Origin of the sequence: Kitasatospora sp. NPDC085879 (assembly GCF_040686255.1) — a bacterium.
Lineage (GTDB): Bacteria > Actinomycetota > Actinomycetes > Streptomycetales > Streptomycetaceae > Kitasatospora.
Window position 1 is genome coordinate 1 of the sequence record NZ_JBFBJZ010000080.1, and the last position, 20,526, is coordinate 20,526.

16 protein-coding genes and 4 pseudogenes are annotated in these 20,526 nt (G+C 70.0%); 13 read left to right on the top strand and 7 right to left on the bottom strand.

What is annotated here, in order from left to right:
* Nucleotides 1–247 precede the first annotated feature (247 nt).
* Complete coding sequence (locus tag AB0P35_RS36205) at nt 248–445, top strand: hypothetical protein (protein WP_363519525.1); 198 nt, start codon at nt 248–250, stop codon at nt 443–445.
* A gap of 91 nt (nt 446–536) precedes the next feature.
* Here AB0P35_RS36205 and AB0P35_RS36210 read toward each other — a convergent pair whose 3' ends face one another.
* Nucleotides 537–752 carry a hypothetical protein gene (locus tag AB0P35_RS36210; RefSeq protein ID WP_363519528.1) on the bottom strand — a complete coding sequence of 72 codons (216 nt, stop codon included), beginning with the start codon at nt 750–752 and terminating at the stop codon, nt 537–539.
* A gap of 315 nt (nt 753–1,067) precedes the next feature.
* Between AB0P35_RS36210 and AB0P35_RS36215 the strand changes: the two are divergent.
* The 3 genes and pseudogenes from AB0P35_RS36215 to AB0P35_RS36225 all read left to right on the top strand — a co-directional run.
* Nucleotides 1,068–1,574: pseudogene (locus AB0P35_RS36215) on the top strand (2Fe-2S iron-sulfur cluster-binding protein); the annotation flags it as partial.
* Nucleotides 1,575–1,646: 72 nt separating this feature from the next.
* The gene (locus AB0P35_RS36220; RefSeq protein ID WP_363519563.1) at nt 1,647–2,651 is read left to right on the top strand and encodes a xanthine dehydrogenase family protein subunit M; all 1,005 of its coding nucleotides are present in this window, start codon (nt 1,647–1,649) and stop codon (nt 2,649–2,651) included.
* Entirely contained in the window at nt 2,648–4,756 is a 2,109-nt protein-coding gene (locus tag AB0P35_RS36225) for a xanthine dehydrogenase family protein molybdopterin-binding subunit (RefSeq protein WP_363519531.1), read from the top strand. Before AB0P35_RS36220 ends, AB0P35_RS36225 begins: the two co-directional genes overlap by 4 nt.
* 223 nt (nt 4,757–4,979) lie before the next feature.
* Here the strand turns inward: AB0P35_RS36225 and AB0P35_RS36230 are convergent, their stop codons facing one another.
* Both AB0P35_RS36230 and AB0P35_RS36235 read right to left on the bottom strand, forming a co-directional pair.
* Nucleotides 4,980–5,132, bottom strand: a complete 153-nt coding sequence (locus AB0P35_RS36230) for a hypothetical protein (RefSeq protein WP_363519534.1) — start codon at nt 5,130–5,132, stop codon at nt 4,980–4,982.
* A 12-nt stretch (nt 5,133–5,144) separates the two neighbouring features.
* Nucleotides 5,145–6,482 (bottom strand): M14 family metallopeptidase, encoded by a 1,338-nt coding sequence (locus AB0P35_RS36235; protein WP_363519537.1) that lies wholly within the window; start codon nt 6,480–6,482, stop codon nt 5,145–5,147.
* 250 nt (nt 6,483–6,732) lie between these two features.
* Between AB0P35_RS36235 and AB0P35_RS36240 the strand changes: the two genes are divergently transcribed.
* From AB0P35_RS36240 to AB0P35_RS36260, 5 genes and pseudogenes are all read left to right on the top strand, one after another.
* The gene (locus AB0P35_RS36240) at nt 6,733–7,029 is read left to right on the top strand and encodes a transposase (protein WP_363519540.1); all 297 of its coding nucleotides are present in this window, start codon (nt 6,733–6,735) and stop codon (nt 7,027–7,029) included.
* Complete coding sequence (locus AB0P35_RS36245) at nt 7,026–7,907, top strand: IS3 family transposase (protein WP_363519543.1); 882 nt, start codon at nt 7,026–7,028, stop codon at nt 7,905–7,907. The genes AB0P35_RS36240 and AB0P35_RS36245 overlap by 4 nt, the downstream gene beginning before the upstream one ends.
* A gap of 6 nt (nt 7,908–7,913) precedes the next feature.
* Nucleotides 7,914–8,066 (top strand): annotated as a pseudogene (locus tag AB0P35_RS36250) (TniQ family protein); the annotation flags it as partial.
* Nucleotides 8,067–8,314: 248 nt separating this feature from the next.
* On the top strand, nt 8,315–9,490 hold the full coding sequence (locus AB0P35_RS36255) for a hypothetical protein (protein ID WP_363519568.1): 1,176 nt from the start codon (nt 8,315–8,317) through the stop codon (nt 9,488–9,490).
* A gap of 91 nt (nt 9,491–9,581) precedes the next feature.
* Nucleotides 9,582–10,799: an ankyrin repeat domain-containing protein gene (locus AB0P35_RS36260; protein WP_363519546.1), complete on the top strand. Its 1,218-nt coding sequence runs from the start codon at nt 9,582–9,584 to the stop codon at nt 10,797–10,799.
* 445 nt (nt 10,800–11,244) lie between these two features.
* Here the strand turns inward: AB0P35_RS36260 and AB0P35_RS36265 are convergent, their stop codons facing one another.
* A complete protein-coding gene (locus tag AB0P35_RS36265) occupies nt 11,245–11,541 on the bottom strand; it encodes a hypothetical protein (protein WP_363519548.1) in 297 nt (98 codons plus the stop codon).
* A gap of 268 nt (nt 11,542–11,809) precedes the next feature.
* Here AB0P35_RS36265 and AB0P35_RS36270 point away from each other — a divergent pair, with 268 nt between their 5' ends.
* Entirely contained in the window at nt 11,810–12,220 is a 411-nt protein-coding gene (locus AB0P35_RS36270; RefSeq protein WP_363519551.1) for a spore-associated protein A, read from the top strand.
* A gap of 243 nt (nt 12,221–12,463) precedes the next feature.
* On the opposite strand, the pseudogene AB0P35_RS36275 reads toward AB0P35_RS36270, so the two are convergent.
* Nucleotides 12,464–13,303: pseudogene (locus tag AB0P35_RS36275) on the bottom strand (IS3 family transposase); the annotation flags it as partial.
* Between the two features lie 76 nt (nt 13,304–13,379).
* Between AB0P35_RS36275 and AB0P35_RS36280 the strand changes: the two are divergent.
* A complete protein-coding gene (locus AB0P35_RS36280; protein WP_363519566.1) occupies nt 13,380–14,915 on the top strand; it encodes an ISL3 family transposase in 1,536 nt (511 codons plus the stop codon).
* Nucleotides 14,916–15,005: 90 nt separating this feature from the next.
* Here the strand turns inward: AB0P35_RS36280 and AB0P35_RS36285 are convergent.
* Nucleotides 15,006–15,961: pseudogene (locus AB0P35_RS36285) on the bottom strand (IS481 family transposase).
* A gap of 1,741 nt (nt 15,962–17,702) precedes the next feature.
* On the opposite strand from AB0P35_RS36285, the gene AB0P35_RS36290 reads away from it, so the two are divergent.
* Complete coding sequence (locus AB0P35_RS36290) at nt 17,703–18,047, top strand: hypothetical protein (RefSeq protein WP_179419754.1); 345 nt, start codon at nt 17,703–17,705, stop codon at nt 18,045–18,047.
* A gap of 66 nt (nt 18,048–18,113) precedes the next feature.
* Here AB0P35_RS36290 and AB0P35_RS36295 read toward each other — a convergent pair whose 3' ends face one another.
* Nucleotides 18,114–18,695, bottom strand: coding sequence for a hypothetical protein (locus AB0P35_RS36295; protein WP_095871244.1), 582 nt, complete (start codon nt 18,693–18,695; stop codon nt 18,114–18,116).
* Nucleotides 18,696–18,811: 116 nt separating this feature from the next.
* Between AB0P35_RS36295 and AB0P35_RS36300 the strand changes: the two genes are divergently transcribed.
* On the top strand, nt 18,812–20,383 hold the full coding sequence (locus AB0P35_RS36300) for an ISL3 family transposase (protein ID WP_257019573.1): 1,572 nt from the start codon (nt 18,812–18,814) through the stop codon (nt 20,381–20,383).
* Nucleotides 20,384–20,526: the final 143 nt, after the last annotated feature.

Sequence of the window (20,526 nt, forward strand, 5' to 3'; positions counted from 1 at the left end):
GCATGATGGGACGGCAGGCACGGATCCCCCGGTGATCATGAAGCGTAGAGAACTCCATGATCGGGTGAACCGTGCCTGCCCTGCTGCCAGCACCTACCGGCGGACGACCTTAGACCCCCGCGCATCACCCAGCCGGTCGCAGCCACCGCGGCCGGCTTCAGCAAGACCTCAGCCCGAGGCGGTCAACCAGACCAGCGGGCGACGAAGGCTGCGCCAGCCAGGCGGAAGCGCAACGCGGCGACTGGTCATGACACCCACAACATCGGTCGGCCACCAGCATCTCCGGGACCTGGCGGCGCATCGCCCCGAAGAGTTGTGGTGGGTCCTGCACGTACCCCGCAATCTGCTCAAAGTCCTGACCGTGGAACCACTCTCGCAAAGAGCCCTCGGGACAGCCGCCGTGCAGTACGTCGACTACCTGATCGAGTGCGTCCGCGAGCCGTGACCGGCCGCGGTGGCTCACACGCCGTCCGGTCGCGCGGACAGGACGGACGGGCAGACGGCTGGGCGGCCCCGCCTCCGGATGGCGTCGGCGCTCAGCGCTGCCCGGACGGGCTGCCAATCCGCAGCAGGTTGCCGCTGCGGTCGACCAGCGCGAACTCCCGCATCCGGTGGCCGGTGTCGGTGGGTGGCATCAGCCGGCTGCCGGTGGCCCGGTCGGTGGGCACGCCGAGCCGCGCCCAGTCCCCGTGCAGCGCGTCCGCGTCCCGGACATGCAGGTAGCAGCTGCCGGCCGTGGTCAACGGGTCCACCGCGGGGTCGTACCGGAAGTGCAGTTCGACCGTGCCCCGGACGACGATCAGGTAGCTGTCCTCCCCGTCCCGGCGCCCGCGCGGCTCGAAGCCCAGGCGGGAGTAGAACTCCGAGGTCTCGTCCAGGTCCCGGCTCGGTAGAACCGGTACCGCATACTCGACGCGTTTCCCGTACTCGTCACGGCGCCACCGTAGGGCATCCCCCTGACACCGGGCCCGTGCCGGGCGCGCGCGTCGGGGCGCGGCCTGCCGCCGCGGGTGTGACGGCGGGCCGTGCGGCGTGTGGGCGTCGTCCGGGCCGGGGACGCTCGTGCGATGCAGAGGGACATCACCGTACGGGTCGACGGGGTCGCGCGTCGGCTGGCCGTCGACACGCGCACGACGCTGCTGGACGCCCTACGCGAGCGGCTCGGGGTGACCAGCCCCAAGAAGGGGTGCGACCACGGGCAGTGCGGCGCGTGCACGGTGCTGTCCGGCGCCCGGCGCGTGCTCAGCTGCCTGACGCTCGCGGTCTCCCAGGACGGCGCCGAGGTCGTCACCGCCGCAGGGCTCGCCGCCGGGGCGGCCACCGGCGACGGACCACCGGGCGCCGACGGCGGCCTGCACCCGGTGCAGCAGGCCTTCGTCGACTGCGACGCACTCCAGTGCGGCTTCTGCACCCCGGGGCAGGTCGTCTCGGCGGTCGGGGCGCTCGACGAGTTCGCCAGGGGCTGGCCGAGCGCGGTGACCGAGGGCCCGGGGGCGCCACGGCTGGACCGGACCGAGGTGGCCGAGCGGATGAGCGGCAACCTGTGCCGCTGCGGGGCCTACGTCAACATCGTGGCCGCCGTCCGGCAGGCGGCCGGGGCCTCCCCGGCCGGGCGGCCCCCGGGCGACCGGCACGGAGGTGGCGGGGTGAAGCCGTTCGACTACCTCAGCCCCGTCGACGCCGCGGCCGCCGTGCGCAGCGTGGCCGGGAATCCGGGCGCGGTGTTCCTCGGCGGCGGGACGAACCTGGTGGACCACCTCAAGCTGGGCGTCGTGGCGCCCGAGCTGGTGGTCGGCCTCGCCGGTGTCCTGCCCGCCGAGGTCGAGGAGCTCGACGGCGGCGGTCTGCGGATCGGCGCGGGGGTCAGCAACAGTGAGCTCGCCGCGGACCGGCGGGTGCGCGAGCGCTTCCCGGTGCTGTCGCAGGCACTGCTGTCGGGGGCGTCGGGGCAGCTGCGCAACATGGCCACCGTCGGTGGCAACCCGCTGCAGCGGACGCGCTGCGCCTACTTCCAGGACGTCACCACCCCCTGCAACAAGCGGGAGCCCGGCTCCGGCTGTTCCGCGATCGGCGGGTGGACCCGGCACCACGCGGTTCTCGGCGCCTCCGAGCACTGCATCGCGGTCCACCCGTCCGACATGGCGGTGGCCATGGCGGCGCTCGACGCGCGGGTGCGGGTGCGCGGTCCGGCCGGGGAGCGCACCGTCCCCTTCGTGGGGCTGCACCGGCTGCCCGGCGACGCACCCGAGCGCGACACCGTCCTGGAGCACGGTGAGCTGATCACCGCGATCGACCTGCTGGCCGCGCCGATCGCCCGCCGCTCGGCTTACCGCAAGGTGCGCGACCGCGCGTCCTACGCCTTCGCGCTGGTCAGCGTCGCCGCGGCGCTCGACGTCGAGGACGGCGTGATCGTGGACGTGCGGGTCGCGTTCGGCGGCGTCGCGCACGCACCGTGGCGCGCGTACCGGGCCGAGGAGGCGCTGCGGGGTGCGCCGGCCTCGGAGCGGAGCTACCGGGACGCCGCGGACGCGGAACTGGCCGGTGCCCGGCCGGCCGAGGGGCTGGACGGCGGCAACGCGTTCAAGATCCCGTTGTTGCGCCGAACCCTCGCCGCCACCCTGCGCGGCCTGGCAGGAGAGGAGTCCCGATGACGTTCCCGAGCGAGCCGGACGCCGTCGGCCGCGATCTGTCCCGCCGGGACGGGGCGGTCAAGGTGCTGGGTACCGCCGGCTACGCCGGTGACGCCCCGTTGGCGGATGCCGCTTACCTGCACGCCGTCCAGGCCACGATCGCGCGAGGTCGCGTCACCGCGCTCGACACCGCCGCCGCCGAGGCACTCGACGGTGTGGTCGCGGTGCTCACTCCCGCGACCGCCGAACGTCTGGCCTCCACCGAGGACCGCGAGCTGGCGGTCCTGCAGGACGAGGAGGTCGCCTTCCGGGGCCAGGTCGTCGCCCTGGTCGTCGCCGACAGCTCCGAGGTGGCGCGGCACGCGGCCGCTCTCGTCCGGGTCGGCTACGCACGGCAGGCGCACGACGTCGAGCTGCGGGCCGACCGCGACGACCTGTACGCGCCAGAGAAGGTGAACCCGGACTTCCCTGCCGACACCTCCGAGGGCGACGTCGACGCCGCGCTGGCGGCCGCGGCGGTGACCGTCGACGAGACGTACACCACCGCGATGTACCACAACAACCCGATGGAGCCGCACGCCACGGCGGCCCTGTGGGACCCGGCGGGTGACGGATTCCTCACCCTGTGGGACTCCACCCAGGGCGTCCACCCGACGCGTGCCGTCCTGGCGCCACTGTTCGGTCTGGACGAGGCGCGGGTGCGGGTCGTCTGCCCGTACGTGGGCGGCGGGTTCGGGTCCAAGGGGCAGCCGCACGTCAACGTGGTGCTCGCCGCGATGGCGGCGCGCGCGGTGCCCGGCCGGCCGGTGCGGATCGCGCTGACCCGGCAGCAGATGTTCGCCCTCGCCGGCTACCGCACGCCGACCGTCCAGCGGTGCCGCCTCGGTGCCGACCGGGACGGCAGGCTCACCGCGCTCGCGGTCGACGTCGTCGAACAGACCTCGCGCATCAAGGAGTTCGCCGAGCAGACCGGGGTGCCCGCGCGGATGATGTACGCCTCGGCGAACCGGCGGACCACGCACCGGCTCGCCGCGCTCGACGTCCCGGTGCCCTCCTGGATGCGCGCACCGGGCGAGTGCCCCGGCATGTTCGGCCCGGAGGTGGCGATGGACGAGCTGGCCGAGCGCCTGGGACTGGACCCGGTCGAGCTGCGGATTCGCAACGAGCCCGCCGTCGAACCCGGCTCCGGCAAGCCCTTCTCCAGCCGCGACCTCGTCGGCTGCCTGCGGGAGGGCGTGGTGCGCTTCGATTGGTCGCGGCGCGATCCGCGGCCCGGGGTGCGCCGCCGCGGCGACTGGCTGGTCGGCACGGGCGTCGCGGCCTCCACCTACCCGGTCAGCCGCATGACGAAGTCGACGGCGACGATCCGGCGGGAGGGTGGACGTTACGTCGCCGAGATCGGGGCGGCCGACCTCGGCACCGGCACGTGGACCACCCTGGCGCAGATCGCGGCGGACGCGCTCGGCGTGCTGGTGGACCGCGTGGAGGTGCGGATCGGCGACACCGACCACCCGGTGGCGTCGGTGGCCGGGGGCTCCTCGGGCATGACGACCTGGGGCTCGGCCGTCGTCGAGGCCGCACGCGCCTTCCGCGAGGAGCACGGGGCCGAGCCGCCGGACGGGGCCGAGGCCTCCGGCGCCGTCGGTCCGGCCGACGACCGCTACGCGATGCACGCCTTCGGGGCGCAGTTCGCCGAGGCGCGCGTCCACATCGACACGGGCGAGGTGCGGGTGGCGCGCCTGCTGGGCGTGTTCGCCGCGGGCCGGATCATCAACCCGCGCACGGCGCGGTCCCAGTTCGTTGGCGGGATGACGATGGGGCTGTCGATGGCCCTGCACGAGCAGAGCGTGCTCGACCCCCGCACCGGCCACGTCGTCAACCACGACTTCGCCGACTACCACATCGCGGCCAACGCGGACGTCGACGGGATCGAGGCGCACTGGCTGCCCGAGCACGACCCCCACGTCAACGCCATGGGGTCCAAGGGCATCGGGGAGATCGGCATCGTCGGCACGGCCGCCGCGGTGTCGAACGCGGTGTGGCACGCCTGCGGGGTGCGCGTGCGGAACCTCCCGATCACGCTGGACAAGGTCCTGCACGCTCTGGAGCAGCGGCCCGGGCCGTGAGGACGGGCGGTGAGCGCGGGGCGGACCGGGTGACCGTCAGGCCGAGCGGTCCGTCCGCCGTGCCTGCTCGTGACCGTAGGCGATTACGCCGGAAAGTCCTGACCTATCGCCCGCAGGACGTCGGCGAGGCACACCAGGTGGTACCCCAGAGCACGATCCTGCCGCTGCGCCCGCCGCCCGGACCGGCGCTGGCGGCCCGGCTGTCGCTGAGGTTCCTCCGGCATCACGTCAGCATGCCCGGCCGGTAGTCGTGCCTGCTGCCGGGGACCAGCCTCGGCAGCAGGCCGTTCTTGCCGGCGCCGACAAGAACGGCCTGCATCATCGGCACGATGGCGCACGGGTTGACGAGTCGATGGTCAGTGGCGTTGCGAACCACCTCTACCGGAGCTCAGTTCGCGATGCCGCAGTACTGCTGCTGCTTGCCGATCGCCCGGTACATGCAGTCGGCATTTTCCAGCAGGAGCAGCACCGCCTCTCGATTGCGGCTGGTCTCCCGGTCGATGATCGAGCCGGGCGGGTAGAAGCCGCCGCCGCTGCTGGAGGTCGGGTACATCTCGAAGGTGTACGCGAAGATCCGGTGCGCGCCCCACAGCCAGTCGTCGATCGACCCGTCGGTGATGTACAGGTCGCTGGACTGCTCGGGGGTGTAGCCGTTGGTGGCGGCCATGGTGCGGCCGAAAGTGGCGAAGGTCTTCGCTTCGTCGGCTGTCATGCCGCTTGCGGTGTCGGCGGTGGTCCAGCCGAACGGCCACAGCACCAGCTCGCTGTAGGTGTGGAAGTCGATGGCCGCGGTGATCTGCTGCTTGCCGCTGACCACCCGGGTGCGGACGAAGTCGGCGACGACCTTGGTCTCCGTTGCGGATTCGGGCGCGCTGCCCCGGTAGGTCTCGCTGGAGGTGGAACTGGAGGAGCCGCCGCAGCAGCCCCACTTGTAGTTCCAGTTCCGGTTGAGGTCGGTGCCGATGTACCTGCTGCCGGTATTAGGTTGTCGGTCCTTGCGCCAGCTGCGGTAGTTACCGGTCGCGATGTCGTACTCGCCACCGTCCGGGTTGAGGTCCGGGACGATCCAGATCTCCCGACTGTTGACGATGTTCGCGATTCGCGAGTCGCTCGCGTACTTGTCGCCGAACTCGTGCAGCAGGTAGAGCGCCATTTCGACGGTGAGGTGCTCGCGGGCGTGCTGGTGGAAGGTGAGCAGTACCTCGGGCTCGCTTTCGTCGGTGGTGACGTTGTCACTCACCTTCACCGCGACGATGTCTCGGCCCTCGTATGACTTACCGATCACCTGCTTGCTCATGATCGATGGGTGGGTGGCGACCATCGCGTTGATGTCGGCGGTGGCCTCGGCGTAGTTGTGGTAGGCGGAGTCTTTGCTCGGGAAGTCGTTGAGCGTGGTACTGAGCTGCGGGGCTTCCTGCTCAGGGCCGGGCAGAGCGATGGGCTTCCAGCCGAGCGCCCTGAGCCGCAACAGTTCGGCTGCGTTGGCGCTGACCACCACGGAGCGGGCGTCCACCTCGTCGATGGAGGCGCCGGTGGCGGCGATCACGGTCCGCTCGGCGACGGTGCTCGGGCCGTCGATCGCGTACTGCCTGAGGGTCTCGTCGACGGTGACGTTGGGCGTGCCGGACCGGGCGGATGCGGAAGTCATGGTGAGGGGCGTGGCGAGGGCGAGCGAGAGCAGGGCGGCGACGGCGAGGGCCGGCCGGCTGCGTCGGGGCAGTCGCATGACTGTCCTCCTGTGGGGGTCCGCAGGAACGGAGGGAGGAACGAGGCGCGCCCAGCCGATGGTGACTTAATGTCATGACTCAGTCAATACGTCCGGCATTAGTGAACGCTATTGCCATGACTGGCACTTGACGGAAAACGGGCTCAACTGGGGGCTGGGGCAGCGCCTCGGTCGCCACCCGTGTGAAGCTTCCCCGTGGACCTGGACACCTGGAGACTGGGACGTGAGGTTCCAGAGGAAGTAGAGCCAGGTGAGCAACAAGCAGGGAAAGCGGTACTCGGAGGAGTTCAAGCGGGACGCTGTCGCGCTGGCCCGCTCCTCCAGCAAGACGGTCACCGAGGTCGCCCGGGACCTGGGCGTGAGCCCCGAAGGCCTGCGGAGCTGGGTCAAGCAGGACAAGATAGACCGCGGTGAGGGCAAGCCCGGTGAACTGACCAGTGCCGAGCACGAGGAGCTTCGTCGTCTGCGCCGGCAGAACCTCGAACAGCAGAAGACCATCGAGGTCCTGAAAAAAGCGGCCTTCTTCGCGCGGGAGAGCGACCGGTGAGCGAGGTCTACCGGTTCATCGCGGCGGAGAAGGCCAACCATCCGGTCGCTTTTCTGTGCCGCATTCTCGGCATGCCCCGCTCCTCCTTCTATGCCTGGGCCGAAGGCGAGGAGGCACGACGCGCGCGTCGCCGGGCCGACGATGCGCTCGCGCACGAGATCACGGTGGTCCACCTTGCCTCCAGGGGCGCCTACGGCGTCCCGCGCGTCCATGCCGAGCTGCGGCGGCTGGGCCACGTGGTGAACCGCAAGCGGGTCGAGCGCCTGATGCGCGAACGCGGCATCACCGGAGTCACCCGCCGCCACCGCCGGTCGCTGACCCGTCCAGACAAGCAGGCCCGACCCGCTCCGGACCTGATCGGCCGCGACTTCACCGCAAGCCGGCCAGGAACCCGCCTGGTCGGCGACATCACATACCTGCCCACGGACGAGGGCTGGCTCTATCTGGCCTGCTGGCTGGACCTGGCCACCCGCGAGGTCGTCGGTTACGCGATGGCCGACCACCACCGCGCCGACCTGGTCGTCGACGCCCTGCAGATGGCCCACAGACGCGGCCAACTGGAGCCGGGCTGCATTGCCCACAGCGACCGCGGCAGCGAATACACCTCCACCCAACTCCGCACCGAGATAACCAGGCTGGACATGAGAGCGAGCACCGGCCGAACGGGCTCCTGCTACGACAACGCCGCCGCCGAGAGCTCCTGGGCGGTCCTGAAAGCCGAGATCGGCACCCGGACCTGGCCCGACCGGACCGCCGCCAGAGCCGCAGTGTTCTGGTTCATCGAGACCTTCTACAACCGCCGCAGACTGCGCAAGCACGCCAGTTGGGGCTACCTGACCCCGCACGAGACCCGACTACGACACACCCTCGCCGCGTAAGAACGAGTGTCCGAGATCACGGGGAAGCTTCACGGGGAAGCTTCACCCCGTTACTGCCCGGCCTGCCTGGCCGGCGACGGTTCTCCCGTCCAGAGCCGGTACGGCGGGCCCTGGCAACGCGCCTGGCGACTTCCCGTCTTCTTCGCCTGTCTGCGGCACCAGCGCTTCCTCGAACACCTATGCCCCACCTGCCTGCGGCCCTTCGCATCCCGCTCGCACAGCCACCTGATCGCGCTGCCTACCATCGGCGGGCTGCACCCCGCCCAGTGCCGCCAGCGCCGCCCCGGCTTCACCCGAACCCCCGCAGCCGCGACGACATCTGCGAAGGCCGGCTCGATCGCGTCCCCGCCCTGGCCGAGGACCATCCCGGTCCAGAACTCCTCGCCCTTCAGGAGAAGATCCTCTCGATGCTCGCGTCGCAACGCTCAGCGGTCGCATCGAGCCAGTACTTCACCGAACTGCAGCTCGTCGCCGCGCTGGTCGTCATCACCTGGTCCCAGGTCCGCCCCGACACGTCGACCGCGGCGACCGACGCCGCCGACCGATACATCGCCGAACAGCACGGCCCCGACGAGAAGCAGTACTCCAACGCCCTGCCAGCGGACGCCCGCGCGAGCGCCGCGTTCCTCCACGCCGCCGACAGCATCCTGTCCGCGGACGACCTCCGCACCGCGATCGTCCCCCTGATGCCGGTGGAGAACCGCACCCGCACCGGCATCACCCCCACCCGCCACCACAGCTGGGACCGCGCGTTCAAGCGGCAACGCCAATCGTGCTCCTGGCGGTTCCTCGCCGTCGCCGAGACCCTCGTCCCCGCCTACCGCCGCACCGGACCGGGCGGCCGGCGCATCCCCATGAGCCAGGTCAACTACCGGCCGGAGCACATCCCGGCGTTCCTCCCCCAGGAATGGGCAGACCGGCACCTCGGCGCGTTCACCGGCGTCAGCAGCCTCATCCTGCGTCGCAACGCGGCCACCCACCTCGTCCGACGCGCCCGCGGCGGCAGCCTGCTCGAAGCAGCCCAGTTCCTGGGGATCAAGGCCGGCGAGCACGGTGTCGGATTCGGCACCAAACTCGGGAAATGGGCTCGCACCCAGGACAACCTCCACGCCTTCGACATCGCCCTGGACGCCATCGTCGCTGATCTCGAAGCCTCGCCCCGCATCGACTACCAGCACCGCCGCCAATGCCTCGCCGACTGGACGCTGCCGCCCGCGATCTGGAACCACATGGTCGCCCAGCTGCAGCTATGGCCCGGCAACCGGGCCATCATCGACGACCGGAAACGGCTCGCCGTCTCCGCCTACATCTGGGCCCGCGTCACCCAGGGCGAGTACTTCTTCTCCCCGTGCCCTTCGAACATCGCAACCGACCCGGAAGCCTGCCGCCTCTGGAAGTACCACCGCAGATTCACCTGCACCTGGCTCCGACAGACGGACGACCACCCCCATTACCGCGAGCTGAAGGCACTGCTCAACGTTTACGCCGACCAACTCGCCGCCGCCATCGACAACACACGCCCATCTCGCTCAGTCGCCAAGAGCAGCGCTCAGGATCGTCGGCAGGTCTCTTCTGAGCGATGACAACAACCTGACCACGGTTGCAGGCGGCTAGGCTTCCTCGGGCCTGTCCTGCCTTCACGGCGGGCCAGCGAACGGGTACGGAGGGGGCACGATGGTGAAAGCACTCATAGCTGCGGTACGGAGCGGGGACGCACGGGTGGTGGATGCATTGCTGCGGGCAGGCGCCGACCCCGACATCGCCGACGAGCACGGCGCCCCTGTCCTGTGCCTGGCCGTGGAAGCCTTCGATCTCCCGACGGTGGAGACCCTCCTCAAAGGATGTGCGCGTCCGGACCGTGCGGACGGCCTCGGCCGCACCCCGCTGCTTCGCGCGATCGAACTGGGCTCCTACGACATCACGAACCTCCTCATCAGCCGCGGCGCTCACATGTGGATCACAGACACCGAAGGGCGCAACGCCCTGGCACTGGCCCAGTATTGGCACGAGACGGACCTCGTGGCCGAGCTGTGTCGCAGAAGCGGCCGACAAGGGCCAGTCGCCCGTAGAGCTGTCTCATCCGATTCTGGGAACTGCGAGCAACTGTCACTGGGCAGCCTGACCATCAGAACCGGGCACGCGGCGATACTCACAAATTTGGAGAGGTCGTACGGCATCGCGACGTCCTTCGACGAACTGCTCTCCCGTGCGCTGGCCGAGCCCGACATCGACCACGCGATCTGGTGGGAGACCACTGCGACGCTGGTGGAGCGCCGTGGCGCCGCCACCTGGGACGCGGCCGCTGCCCTGCGCGACCGGCCCGACGCGCTCGGGCGCTACTTCGGCGCGGAGGTCCTCCGCCTGACCAACCTCTTCGATGAGAGCGACGACGCGCCCTTCGACGGACCTCTCGTCGACCTCTTCCTGCCCTGGGTGGCAAGCGAGCCGGACCCCCGCGTGACCCGGCCGCTCACCGCTGGCCTGGCCGATGCCCAGGACCCGCGCCGCGACGAGCCGCTCACCGAGCTCACCCGTCACATCGACAGCAAGGTCCGGCGAACGGCGCTCTCCGGGTTGCACCGACCGATCGGAAGTGGCGATCACAAGGCCCTCTCCGCAGCCGTGGAGCGCACGAAGGACAAAGACTCGATGGTACGCGTGCAGGCCTGCCGAGCCCTCGCCTCCGCACCCGCACACCACCAGGGCGCTGCGGACTCACTCGCCACCTGCCTCACCGATCCGGACGAGGACGTGCGTGTGGAAGCAGCCGTACGGCTGGCGCTACGGGACGATCCACGAGGCGACGAGATCCTGGACAGCCTCCGTCCCACCGACGAGGGGTCCCCCTACTACTGGCTGCTCTACGACGTGTCCCGACACCGTCACGGCTGAGACGCTCTGGAGCAGCGGTCGTCGGGCGAGCACCCCGCCGTACAACAGGGACCACCGCCCGTCCCCACAGCACCAATCGGAAAGCTCACCCGCCAACTCAGATACTCATCCGCCAACTGAAGCGCTCAGTCACACATCCTCAGCGATCCGGGCGACCAAGAGGAGGAGGCTCTCGCCGAACTGGGCCTGCTCGCGGACGAGCTCAAGAAGATCGACCCGCCCGCCTTCGACGGCTAAATCGGCTACATCTGGGTCGAGTTCCTCGACCGCTGGCTCTGGTAGTCACCTCGAGCCACGCTGGTGTCTGACGCGGGCCACCTCCAGACCTCGGTGTCACCATCGCGACCGGTCACGGCACGCCGAACGCTCAGCTGGCCAAGTCAACCACTCACTGGCCAACTGAAGCGCTCAGTCACACGCGATGGGCGTTCCAGGGCTGCGGCTCTTACAGGACGCCGAAGTCGGCCCACTCGATCCCGGTGAACTCCACCGCCAGGCCGGACGCGCGGCGCCCGCCGTCGCGGAAGTAGTGCGCCTGCAGACCCGCGGCGAGGATGCCGGCCTGGTCGTCCACGGATGCGCCGGCGTCCCGTGCTACGAACAGCTCGCGGGCGACATCGCCGGGCAGGTGCTGCGTGATCAGGCGCAGCCGCGGGTCGTCGGTGAAGCCGGCCGCGCTGGCGAACCCGAACTGCGCGCTCGCGCTGAGCACGAAGCCGTCGCGTTCGGCGGCCCGGCACACCCACCGCTGCCAGCCGGCCCGGACCGCATCGGCGATCGCCTGCCCGGCGGCTTCGGGGCAGCGGTGCCCCTGAGCCAGCGCTGGACGGTCCGCTGCGAGACACCGAGCTGCCCGGTGACGGCGGCGGAGCCGCCAGCGCTACACGGACGCGACCGTGACGATACCGCGGGCCAGCAGCATGATCACGGGCCGGCCGGGGCGATCCCCACACCGGAACGACGTCGGCTGCCAGCCGATCGAGCAGCGAACACGGATGACAGGTAGAAGCATGAAGAAGTTCCTCAAGCGGGCCGCCCTGGGTGCGGCGGTGACCACGGTCGCGGCCGCCGGCGTGGCCGTCACCCCTGCGGTGGCCGAGGCCGCCACGTACAACGGGGCGTGCGGCTCCGGCTACAGCGTCATCGACACCCTGCCGCTGCAGAACGGGACGGTCTTCCTCACCTACAACCGTTCCAATGGCAACAACTGTGTTGTGACGGTCCGCACCCACCCGAGCTCCTACCTGGTGGACGTCTCGGCGTCGATCAAGAAGTCCGGCACCACGGAGTGGAAGCAGGACGTGGGCTTCTACACCACCTACGCCGGCCCCGTGTACCTGTACGCGCCGGGCTCGTGCATCGACTGGGAGGGCGGCATCAACGGCGAGATCAACCACCAATTCAACTCCCACTGCGGCTGACCGCGACGCCCGTGCACACCGGCCGCCCCTCGGGGCGGCCGGCAGCGCTTTCACCCGCGAGCACCAGCCCGCCCGGCCCCGGTCACAGGACGCCGAAGTCGGCCCACTGGACCCCGGCGAACTCCACGGCCAGTCCGCTGGCACGGCGGCCGCCGTCGCGGAAGTAGTACTCCTGCAGGCCTGCGGCGAGCACGCGGGCCTGGGCGTCTTTGAAGTTCCACCCTGCGGTTGGACACTCTCTGTCTATGCCGCGAGGGTGTGACCTTGCTGGTGCCGCTGGCGGATTTCGAGTGGCGTGAGGTAGCCCCACTCGGGGTGTTTCCGCAGGCGCCTGCGGTTGTAGAAGGTCTCGACGAACGCGAAGACCTCCGCGCGGGCGGTGGCGCGGTCCGGCCAGACCCGGGTGCCGATCTCCTCCTTCAATACGGCGAAGAAGCTCTCGGCGGCGGCGTTATCGTAACAGGAGCCGACTCTTCCCATCGACTGCCTCATGTCCAACTTGCTTATCTCGCTTCGGAATTCAGTCGACGTGTATTCGCTGCCGCGGTCCGTGTGGAAGATGCAGCCGCGTTCCAGGGCGCCGCGGCCGGCGGCCATCCGCAGGGCGGCCACCGGCAGTTCGGCGCGGTGGTGGTCGGCCATCGCGTAGCCGACGACCTCGCGGGTGGCCAGGTCGATCGCGGTGGCCAGGTAGAGCCAGCCCTCTTCGGTTGGCAGGAAGGTCATGTCGCCGACGAGCCGCATCCCGGGGCGGGGTGCGGTGAAGTCGCGCCCGATCAGGTCCGGGGCGAAGACCGGCTTGCGGGCCTGGCGGGTCAGCCCGCGGCGCCGGCGCCGGGTGACACCCGCGATGCCGCGCTCGCGCATGATCCGCTCCACCTTCTTGCGGTTGACCACTCGGCCCCGGCGGCGTAGTTGCGCATGCACGCGCGGGACGCCGTAGGCACCCCTGGACGCCAGGTGGATCACCGTGATCTCGGCGGCGAGCAGGTCCTCGGCCCGTTCGCGGGCGCGGCGGGCCTGCTCACCGGCGCGCCAGGCGTAGAAGGAGGAGCGGGCGATGCCCAGGACGCGGCAGATCCGCTTGAGGGAGTGTCAAATCAGCGGCTCTGTCCCGTAATCGGTGGTAACGAAGGGTAACGGTCGTCGTTGGTGTTACGTGCGAGATGCCAACGAGCTTGTGAGCATAGTTTTTTCGGGATTGTCGGCGCTGGTGGTCGAGGACCTCGTGGACGAGGGCGACGTCATCCGGGTGTGGGCCCGGACCCGGGATGAGCCGGTGCCGTGCCCGGCGTGCGGGCAGCCGACGCCGCACGTGCATGGCTTCCACCGTCGAGTGGTCGCGGATGTGCCGGTGGACGGTCGGCGGGTCGTGGTGTCGGTGCGAGTCCGGCGGCTGACCTGCCCGGTTCTGGGTTGCCCGCGCCAGACATTCCGCGAGCAGGTCCCCGGCCTGATCGACCGCTACCAGCGGCGCACGCGCCGTCTCGCCGACCAACTCGGTGAGATCGTGAAGGAGTTAGCGGGCCGGGCGGGCGCCCGCCTCTCCCGCGTCCTGGCCGCGACGGTCTCCCGCTCGACCGCCCTGCGACTGCTGATCCGACTGCCGTTACCGGTTCCGCGGGTGCCGCTCGTCCTCGGCGTCGACGACTTCGCCCTCAAGCGCCGCCACCGGTATGCCACCGTCCTGATCGACGCTGAGAACGGCGAGCGCATCGACGTGCTGCCCGGCCGCGGCGCCGACGCGCTCGAGCGGTGGCTACGAGAGCACCCCGGCGTCGAGGTGGTCTGCCGCGACGGCTCTGGCGCCTATGGCGAGGCCGTCCGCCGGGCCCTGCCCGAAGCGGTGCAGGTCAGCGATCGCTGGCACCTGTGGAAGAACCTCTGCGAGAAGACCCTGGCCGAGGTTCGCTCCCACAGCTCCTGCTGGGCCACCGCCAACACTCCCCGCCCGGCCGGCGTCCACGAGCAGACAACACGGGAGCGCTGGCACCAGATCCACGACCTCCTCGGGAAAGGTGTCGGCCTCCTCGAGTGCTCCCGCCGCCTGAACCTGGCGCTCAACACCGTCAAGCGGTACGCGCGCACCCGCGAGCCCGAACTCCTGCGGCGGGCACCGCGCTACAGACCCACCCTGGTCGACCCCTACCGCGACCATCTGCGCGAACGCCGCGCAGAAGACCCGGCCGTCCCCGTCCTCCAGCTCTTCCGGGAGATCAAGGAGCTGGGCTACACCGGGAGCCTCAACCTGCTCTACCGCTACATCACCCAGGGCCGGGCCGAAGGCGACCGGCCCGTCACCACCCCGCAACGTCTCGCCCGCCTCCTCCTCACCCGCCCCGACCACCTCCGAGTCAAGGACGAGAGCCTCCTTGCCGAGCTCACCAGCGCCTGCCAGGAGATGACCCAACTGGCATCACTCATCCGGGAGTTCGCTCAGCTCCTCACACCCGCCAAGGGCAACGACGCGAAGCTCACCGCATGGATTGCCAACGTCCGCGCGACCGAGCTGCCTTACCTCCACGCCTTCGCTAACGGTCTCGAGCTCGACCGCGCGGCTGTCGACGCAGGCCTCACCCTCCCGCACCACAACGGCCGGACCGAAGGCGTCAACACTCGCACCAAACGGATCATGAGGCAGATGCACGGCCGCGCTGGCTTCGACCTCCTCCGCCACCGCATTCTTCTCCACTGACCATCACACAGTGCTACCACCGATTACGGGACAGAGCCGATTACGGGACAGAGCCGTTGATCAGACACTCCCAAGTCACCGGTATTGGTACTAGGTGTTCTGTCCCGTGAGGTTGGGGACGCGGTTGGCGGGTGGCTTGCCTGCGAGTGCGGTGTGTCCGCGGTGGTGATTGTAGGTGTGGAGCCAGGCAGCGTAGGCGTCTCGGCGTTCTTGTTCGGTGCGGTAGGGCCGGGCGTAGGCCCATTCGTCGAGCAGGGTGCGGTTGAAGCGTTCGACCTTGCCGTTTTTCTGTGGCCGGTAGGGCCGGGTGCGCTTGTGGGGTGATTCCGTGGGCTGCGAGGACGTCGCGCCAGGGGTGTGAGCGGTAGCAGGCGCCATTGTCGGTCAGGACCCGGTTGACCGTGGTCCCGGCCCGGGCGAAGAACTCGTGCGCCCGGGTCCAGAACGCGGCGGCGGTCTCCTTGCGCTCGTCGGGCAGGATCTCGCTGTAGGCGAGGCGGGAGTGGTCGTCCACGGCGTTGTGCAGGTAGCTGTAGCCGGCGCCGGATCGGGTCTTGCGGCCGGCCTGGCGGCCGAGGACGTGGTGGCCGCCCCCGTCGGGGATGTTGCCGAGCTTCTTGACGTCGACGTGGACCAACTCGCCCGGTGCGGCTCGTTCGTAGCGCCGTACCGGGCGGCCGGTGGCACGGTCGAGGCGCGCGAGGCGGGCGAGTCGGTAGCGGGTCAGGACGCGGTGGACGGTGGCGGGGTTGAGCTGCAGGAGGTAGGCGATGCGGGCCGGTCCCCACCGTCGCAGGGACGCGGACCTTGATGATGCGCCGCTTGGTGCGGGTTGGGGTCCGGCGCGGGCTGTGGTGTGGGCGGCTGGAGAGGTCGCGCATGCCGGCCTCGCCGAGCGCGCGGTAGCGGTCCGCCCAGCGCTTGGCCGTGGTCGGTGAGACCTGGAAGCGCTCGGCGGCCCGTCGCAGCGGCCAGCCGTCCTCGACCACGCAACGGGCCAGGCGCAGGCGGCCGGTCTCGGTCAGCGGTGCGTTATGGTGTGGCATGAGGGCCCTTCTGGGAGCCGGTGCAGATGTCGCAATCCACACCGAGCCAGAAGGCCCTCACTCATTTCAAGATCACGCCACCGTGACCCCTGTCACCAACCTCCGTGGTCAGTACACCTAGGGCTTGGCCCCACGCCTTCCCGAGCGGACCCCCCGAGCACGACGCCCGGGCGGTCAGTTCGGCGTTCACGGCCGTCCGGCCAGCACTGTCGCGACGGATTCCGAATTTTCCGAGAGCTTTCCATTTGGCCAGGTCAGATGGCATTCAAGGCAGCCGTTGAGCTCTCGTTCCGCGATGGGTGAGGGGGAATCGCTGCGGATTTCGTGCACACTGGGCTTCGGGACGCCGACGTCCCACCCCTCCGGCGGAACCGGATCCGGGCAGCTGACTCGGCCGGCTCCGCCCGGCAACCGCCCGAGGCACGGTGTGTTCGGTGCCGGTCCGGGAGGATTCCCCCGTCGCCTGCCAGTACCGGCCGGTCTTCCACGGGCTCCATCCACCCACGAGTCCGGTGCCCGGCCATCCGCCTCCGACCGCGGGAAGCCGGATCGGCGCCACCCGGTGCAACCCACCGCACGCCGATCTCCCTCCACATCACGACACGATCGACCCACGTGATACTGCTCTACCGAGGAACATCACCCATGACCCACGGAGCCCACCCGAATGCTCCCGCACCTCGTGCGAACATCGATCAGGCCCGCGACTGCGCGGACTGCCGCGGCTGGGGAACCGTGATCACCCCGGACGGCCGCCACGAACTGTGTCCCGCCTGCCAGCGGCCCGACATCGAGTATTCGTCGACCGTCGGGCCCTGACCCGCAGTCATGGCGATCAACGACTTCGCGACCACCGAGTTCCAGCTGGTGCTGCTCCGCCGGATGGCCGACTTCCACCCGGATCTGGTGGAGCAGGCCGTACGCCGACTGGGAGCGACCCGCTCCGACCTGCGGACTTCGCGGATCCGGACGGTGGCTCGAAGCAGTGGACCGGCCCGGGCCGCCGTAATGATCACCTCGGGAACGAGTGGCGCCGGTCCGGCGGGATCCGACGGGCTGAGCGGGCGCCTGCCGTGCAGGCCAGGGCCGGGAGAAGGCTCACCTGCTCGGCGGAACGGCCTCGCCCAGGTCGTCGACGCGGACTTCCTGGAGGAGGCCCCAGGCACCCGCTGCTCCAAGATCGACGGAATCAGCGACTCCACGACGAGTCCGGTGGCCCCAAGGCGCAGGCCGGGATTGCGTCGCTGGACGTCGCGCAACTTCCCGGGCGGCAGCACCATGTCGTCGGGGTTGTCGTTCGCGCCGAGCATCGCCGGGAGTTGCTCGAGCAGCCAGTCGGCGCCGGGCCCCCCGCGGTTGCGGCGACAGCGCCGTCGGCCGGCCGCAGCACGATGCGCAGGGTGCCGAGACCGGCCGGCGTCCGGGAGGCCCGCCACACGGCGCTCGCATCGATGCGGATTGTCGGGTCGCCCGCACCGCGGCGCAGCGGGGAGACCAAGGACTTCAGGTCCAACGCGTACGGCGGGCACCACACGCGCGATCGTGTTGCGCTGTCCACTGCTGTCACCGCCCATGCCGGGTAGTGCGTCGCCGTCGGGGCTCGGCGGCAACGGCACACCGTACGCGACCAGCGTGACGGTGGCCGGCGCTTCGGTCCAGCGCGGCATGGCCGCCCGGGCTCCGGACCCTGTGGCGATCGGCCGCGATCGGTGCCCGGCCGTCGTGACGACGCGGTGGTCCGATGCCACAGGAGACACAGGGGCGGGCCGGCTACCAGCGCTCGACGAACCGGGTGAGCAAGCGCACGCTGGCGCCGCTCCTCCGCAAGCACCTCAGCCAGTACAGCCCGGTCGACGTACGGGTCGACCTCCGCCTCCAGCAGCTGGTGCAGCTCGTCCGGGTCCAGGGCTTCGACCTCCCACTGCACTGGGTCGTCGGGGTCGAAACCGTAGCGGGCGGCGAAGCGCGGCCACCTCGGGTCGCTCTTCTTCCCTTCGGTGGCCGGCAGGCCGTACGCGCGGCGCTGTTCGTCGGTGAGCAGGACTGTGGACGGTCACGTAATTCGGCTCTGGCGCTGATCTTGTGACGCGGCGCTCTGGTGGGCATGGACCCCGCGCGGGAGATGGGGGGCTTCCAGCGCAGTGCCCTTGGGTCACCGCCAGGAAGGGTTGCGGCTCGGCAGCCAGGGGCCAAAGAGAGACTCGTACTCTCCTGCCTCGCTCGTGAGGACGAAGTCAGGGGACGTGGCAGACACCGCGGCGTGCAGGTGGGCCAGCAGGACCGGGAACGAGCTGAGCTCCAGGTCCAGTGCCTGAGCGATCGTTGCTCGATCCGCATCCATCCCGGGCTCGTTCCTGAGCTCGTCGTCGCGAAGGTGGTCGGCGGTCGTGCGCATGACGGTCAGATCACCTGTGCCCGAGAACTTCAGGCAGTCCCACCATGACGGCAGTCCAACAATGATCTCCAGCGCCTCGGCCAAGCTCCGGCCGATCAGGCCGGCCTGCCCTTCCGAGCTGGCGTAGAGCACGGAGCGGTCCCTGCTGCTGTCGCCGCAGAGGAAGAAGGTGCCGCCGGTGTAGTCGCCTGCAACGCCTTCCAGGCTTGCGCCGGACGAGAGACGGACAGGCTCGCCCGGATCGTTGCGCGAGAGGTCAAATTCGCAAACCCGCCAGAGCGCGGCTGCCAGATCGCGGTCCCGCCGGATCGAGTCCAGGATTTCTTCGTCGCGAGTCACCCCGGGGACGATAGCAGTGCACCCACGTGCGACCCGATGTGTGGCGGCTGTGATCATGGCCCGGGTGTTCTTCGCGGAGTTTCGGGGTCCTGTTCCCTCATCTGGCCGGTGTCGTGGTGGAGTTGGTCGATCGGGCTGCGGTCGGCATGGTCACGATGCATGCGCGGGCCCGCACCGTGGGGGCGGACTGTCCGCACTGCGGTAGTGCGTCGGCCCGGGTGCACGGCCGGTACACGCGCCGGCTCTCGGATGCCACGGTCGGCGGCACCAGCGTGGTGATCGAGCTGCTGGTGCGGCGGTTCAAGTGCGAGAACCCGGCCTGCCGGGCGGTGACCTTCGCCGAGCAGATCGCCGGGCTGACGAGCCCGCATGCCCGCTACACGCCGCAGGTTCGCCGGCAGTTGACCTCGATTGCACTCGTGCTGGCCGGCCGTGCGGGCGCCCGGCTGGCCGGGGCGCTGGGCCTGCCCGTGGCCAAGGACACCCTGTTACGCCTGGTCCGCGCCGCACCGGAAGATCCCGTCGGGAAGATCCGGGTGCTTGGTGTCGATGATTTCGCGCTGCGCAAGGGCGACTCGTACGCCACGATCCTGGTGGACCTGGAAAGACGGTGCCCCGTGGACGTCCTGCCCGGACGGGACGCCGAGCCGCTGGCCGCCTGGCTGAAGGACCATCCGGAAGTAGAGATCATCTGCCGGGATCGCGCCGGGGCCTACGCCGAGGGCGCCCGCGTCGGCGCCCCGCAGGCTCAGCAGGTCGCCGATGTCTGGCACTTGTGGCACAACCTCGGCGAGGCCGTGGAGAAGACCGTCTCCACCCACTACGCCTGCGTCCGGGCCGCGTTCGAGAACAGCGAACCGGCCGCCCCGCCGACGAGCGACGACATCTGGCTGACGCCACCGGAACCGGCCGCCGCGATGCTGGACGTCTGCGGACGAGACCGCCGACTGGTTACCCGGACCAGGGAACGCTACACCGCCGTGCGACAGCTCCTGGACGACGGCAGCACGCTGGAGGAGATCTGCCGGACACTGCGTCTGGACCGGTCCACCGTGCGCCGCTTCGCCCGGGCTGGCAGCATCGACGAGCTGCTGGTCAAAGCGACGAACCGGTCCACCATCCTGGACGAGTACAAGCCCTACCTCAACCAGCGCTGGAACGAGGGCTGCCACGACAGCACCCAGCTCCACAAGGAGATCGCCACCTCGGGCTTCGTCGGGAGCATCCAGACCGTCCGCCGCTACCTCCGCCCGCTCAAGGCCGCCATCGCCGCGCCGCCGGTGCCTCGTCCGGCTCCGCGGCCGCGCCGCATCGTCCGCTGGATCATGACCGATCCCGGACACCTGACAGCCGATGAAGCCACCGATCTCAAGGAGGTCCGGGTCGGCTGTCCCGAGCTCGACGCTGTCACCCGGCACGTCCGCGACTTCGCCGCCATGATGCGTGACCTGCGGGGCGATCAACTGCTCTCCTGGATGGAGCGGGTCCTCGCCGACGACCTGCCCGCGCTGCACTCCCTGGTCAACGGACTGAGCCGCGACATCGACGCCGTCACCGCCGGACTGTCCACCTCATGGAGCTCAGGCCAGGTCGAAGGACACGTCACAAGGACAAAACTATTCAAAAGGCAAGGATACGGACGAGCCAACCTCGACTTCCTCCGCAAGCGCGTACTACTCACGCCCTGAACCGACACCGTCACAAGATCAGCGCCAGAGCCCGTAATTCCCCAAGGGCTGTGGTCAGGTAATTCCCCAGGTCCTGGCTGTGTGAGGGGCTAGGTTGGTGAGCGTGACGACGCGGGGACGGATGTATCGGTATGTGGGTCCGG

Coding starts and splice junctions, on each gene's coding strand:
- AB0P35_RS36235 (WP_363519537.1), bottom strand. CDS start 6,482: ATGCGACTGCCCCGACGCAGCCGGCCGGCCCTCGCCGTCGCCGCCCTG.
- AB0P35_RS36270 (WP_363519551.1), top strand. CDS start 11,810: ATGAAGAAGTTCCTCAAGCGGGCCGCCCTGGGTGCGGCGGTGACCACG.
- AB0P35_RS36290 (WP_179419754.1), top strand. CDS start 17,703: ATGCCACAGGAGACACAGGGGCGGGCCGGCTACCAGCGCTCGACGAAC.
- AB0P35_RS36260 (WP_363519546.1), top strand. CDS start 9,582: ATGGTGAAAGCACTCATAGCTGCGGTACGGAGCGGGGACGCACGGGTG.
- AB0P35_RS36205 (WP_363519525.1), top strand. CDS start 248: ATGACACCCACAACATCGGTCGGCCACCAGCATCTCCGGGACCTGGCG.
- AB0P35_RS36225 (WP_363519531.1), top strand. CDS start 2,648: ATGACGTTCCCGAGCGAGCCGGACGCCGTCGGCCGCGATCTGTCCCGC.
- AB0P35_RS36255 (WP_363519568.1), top strand. CDS start 8,315: ATGCTCGCGTCGCAACGCTCAGCGGTCGCATCGAGCCAGTACTTCACC.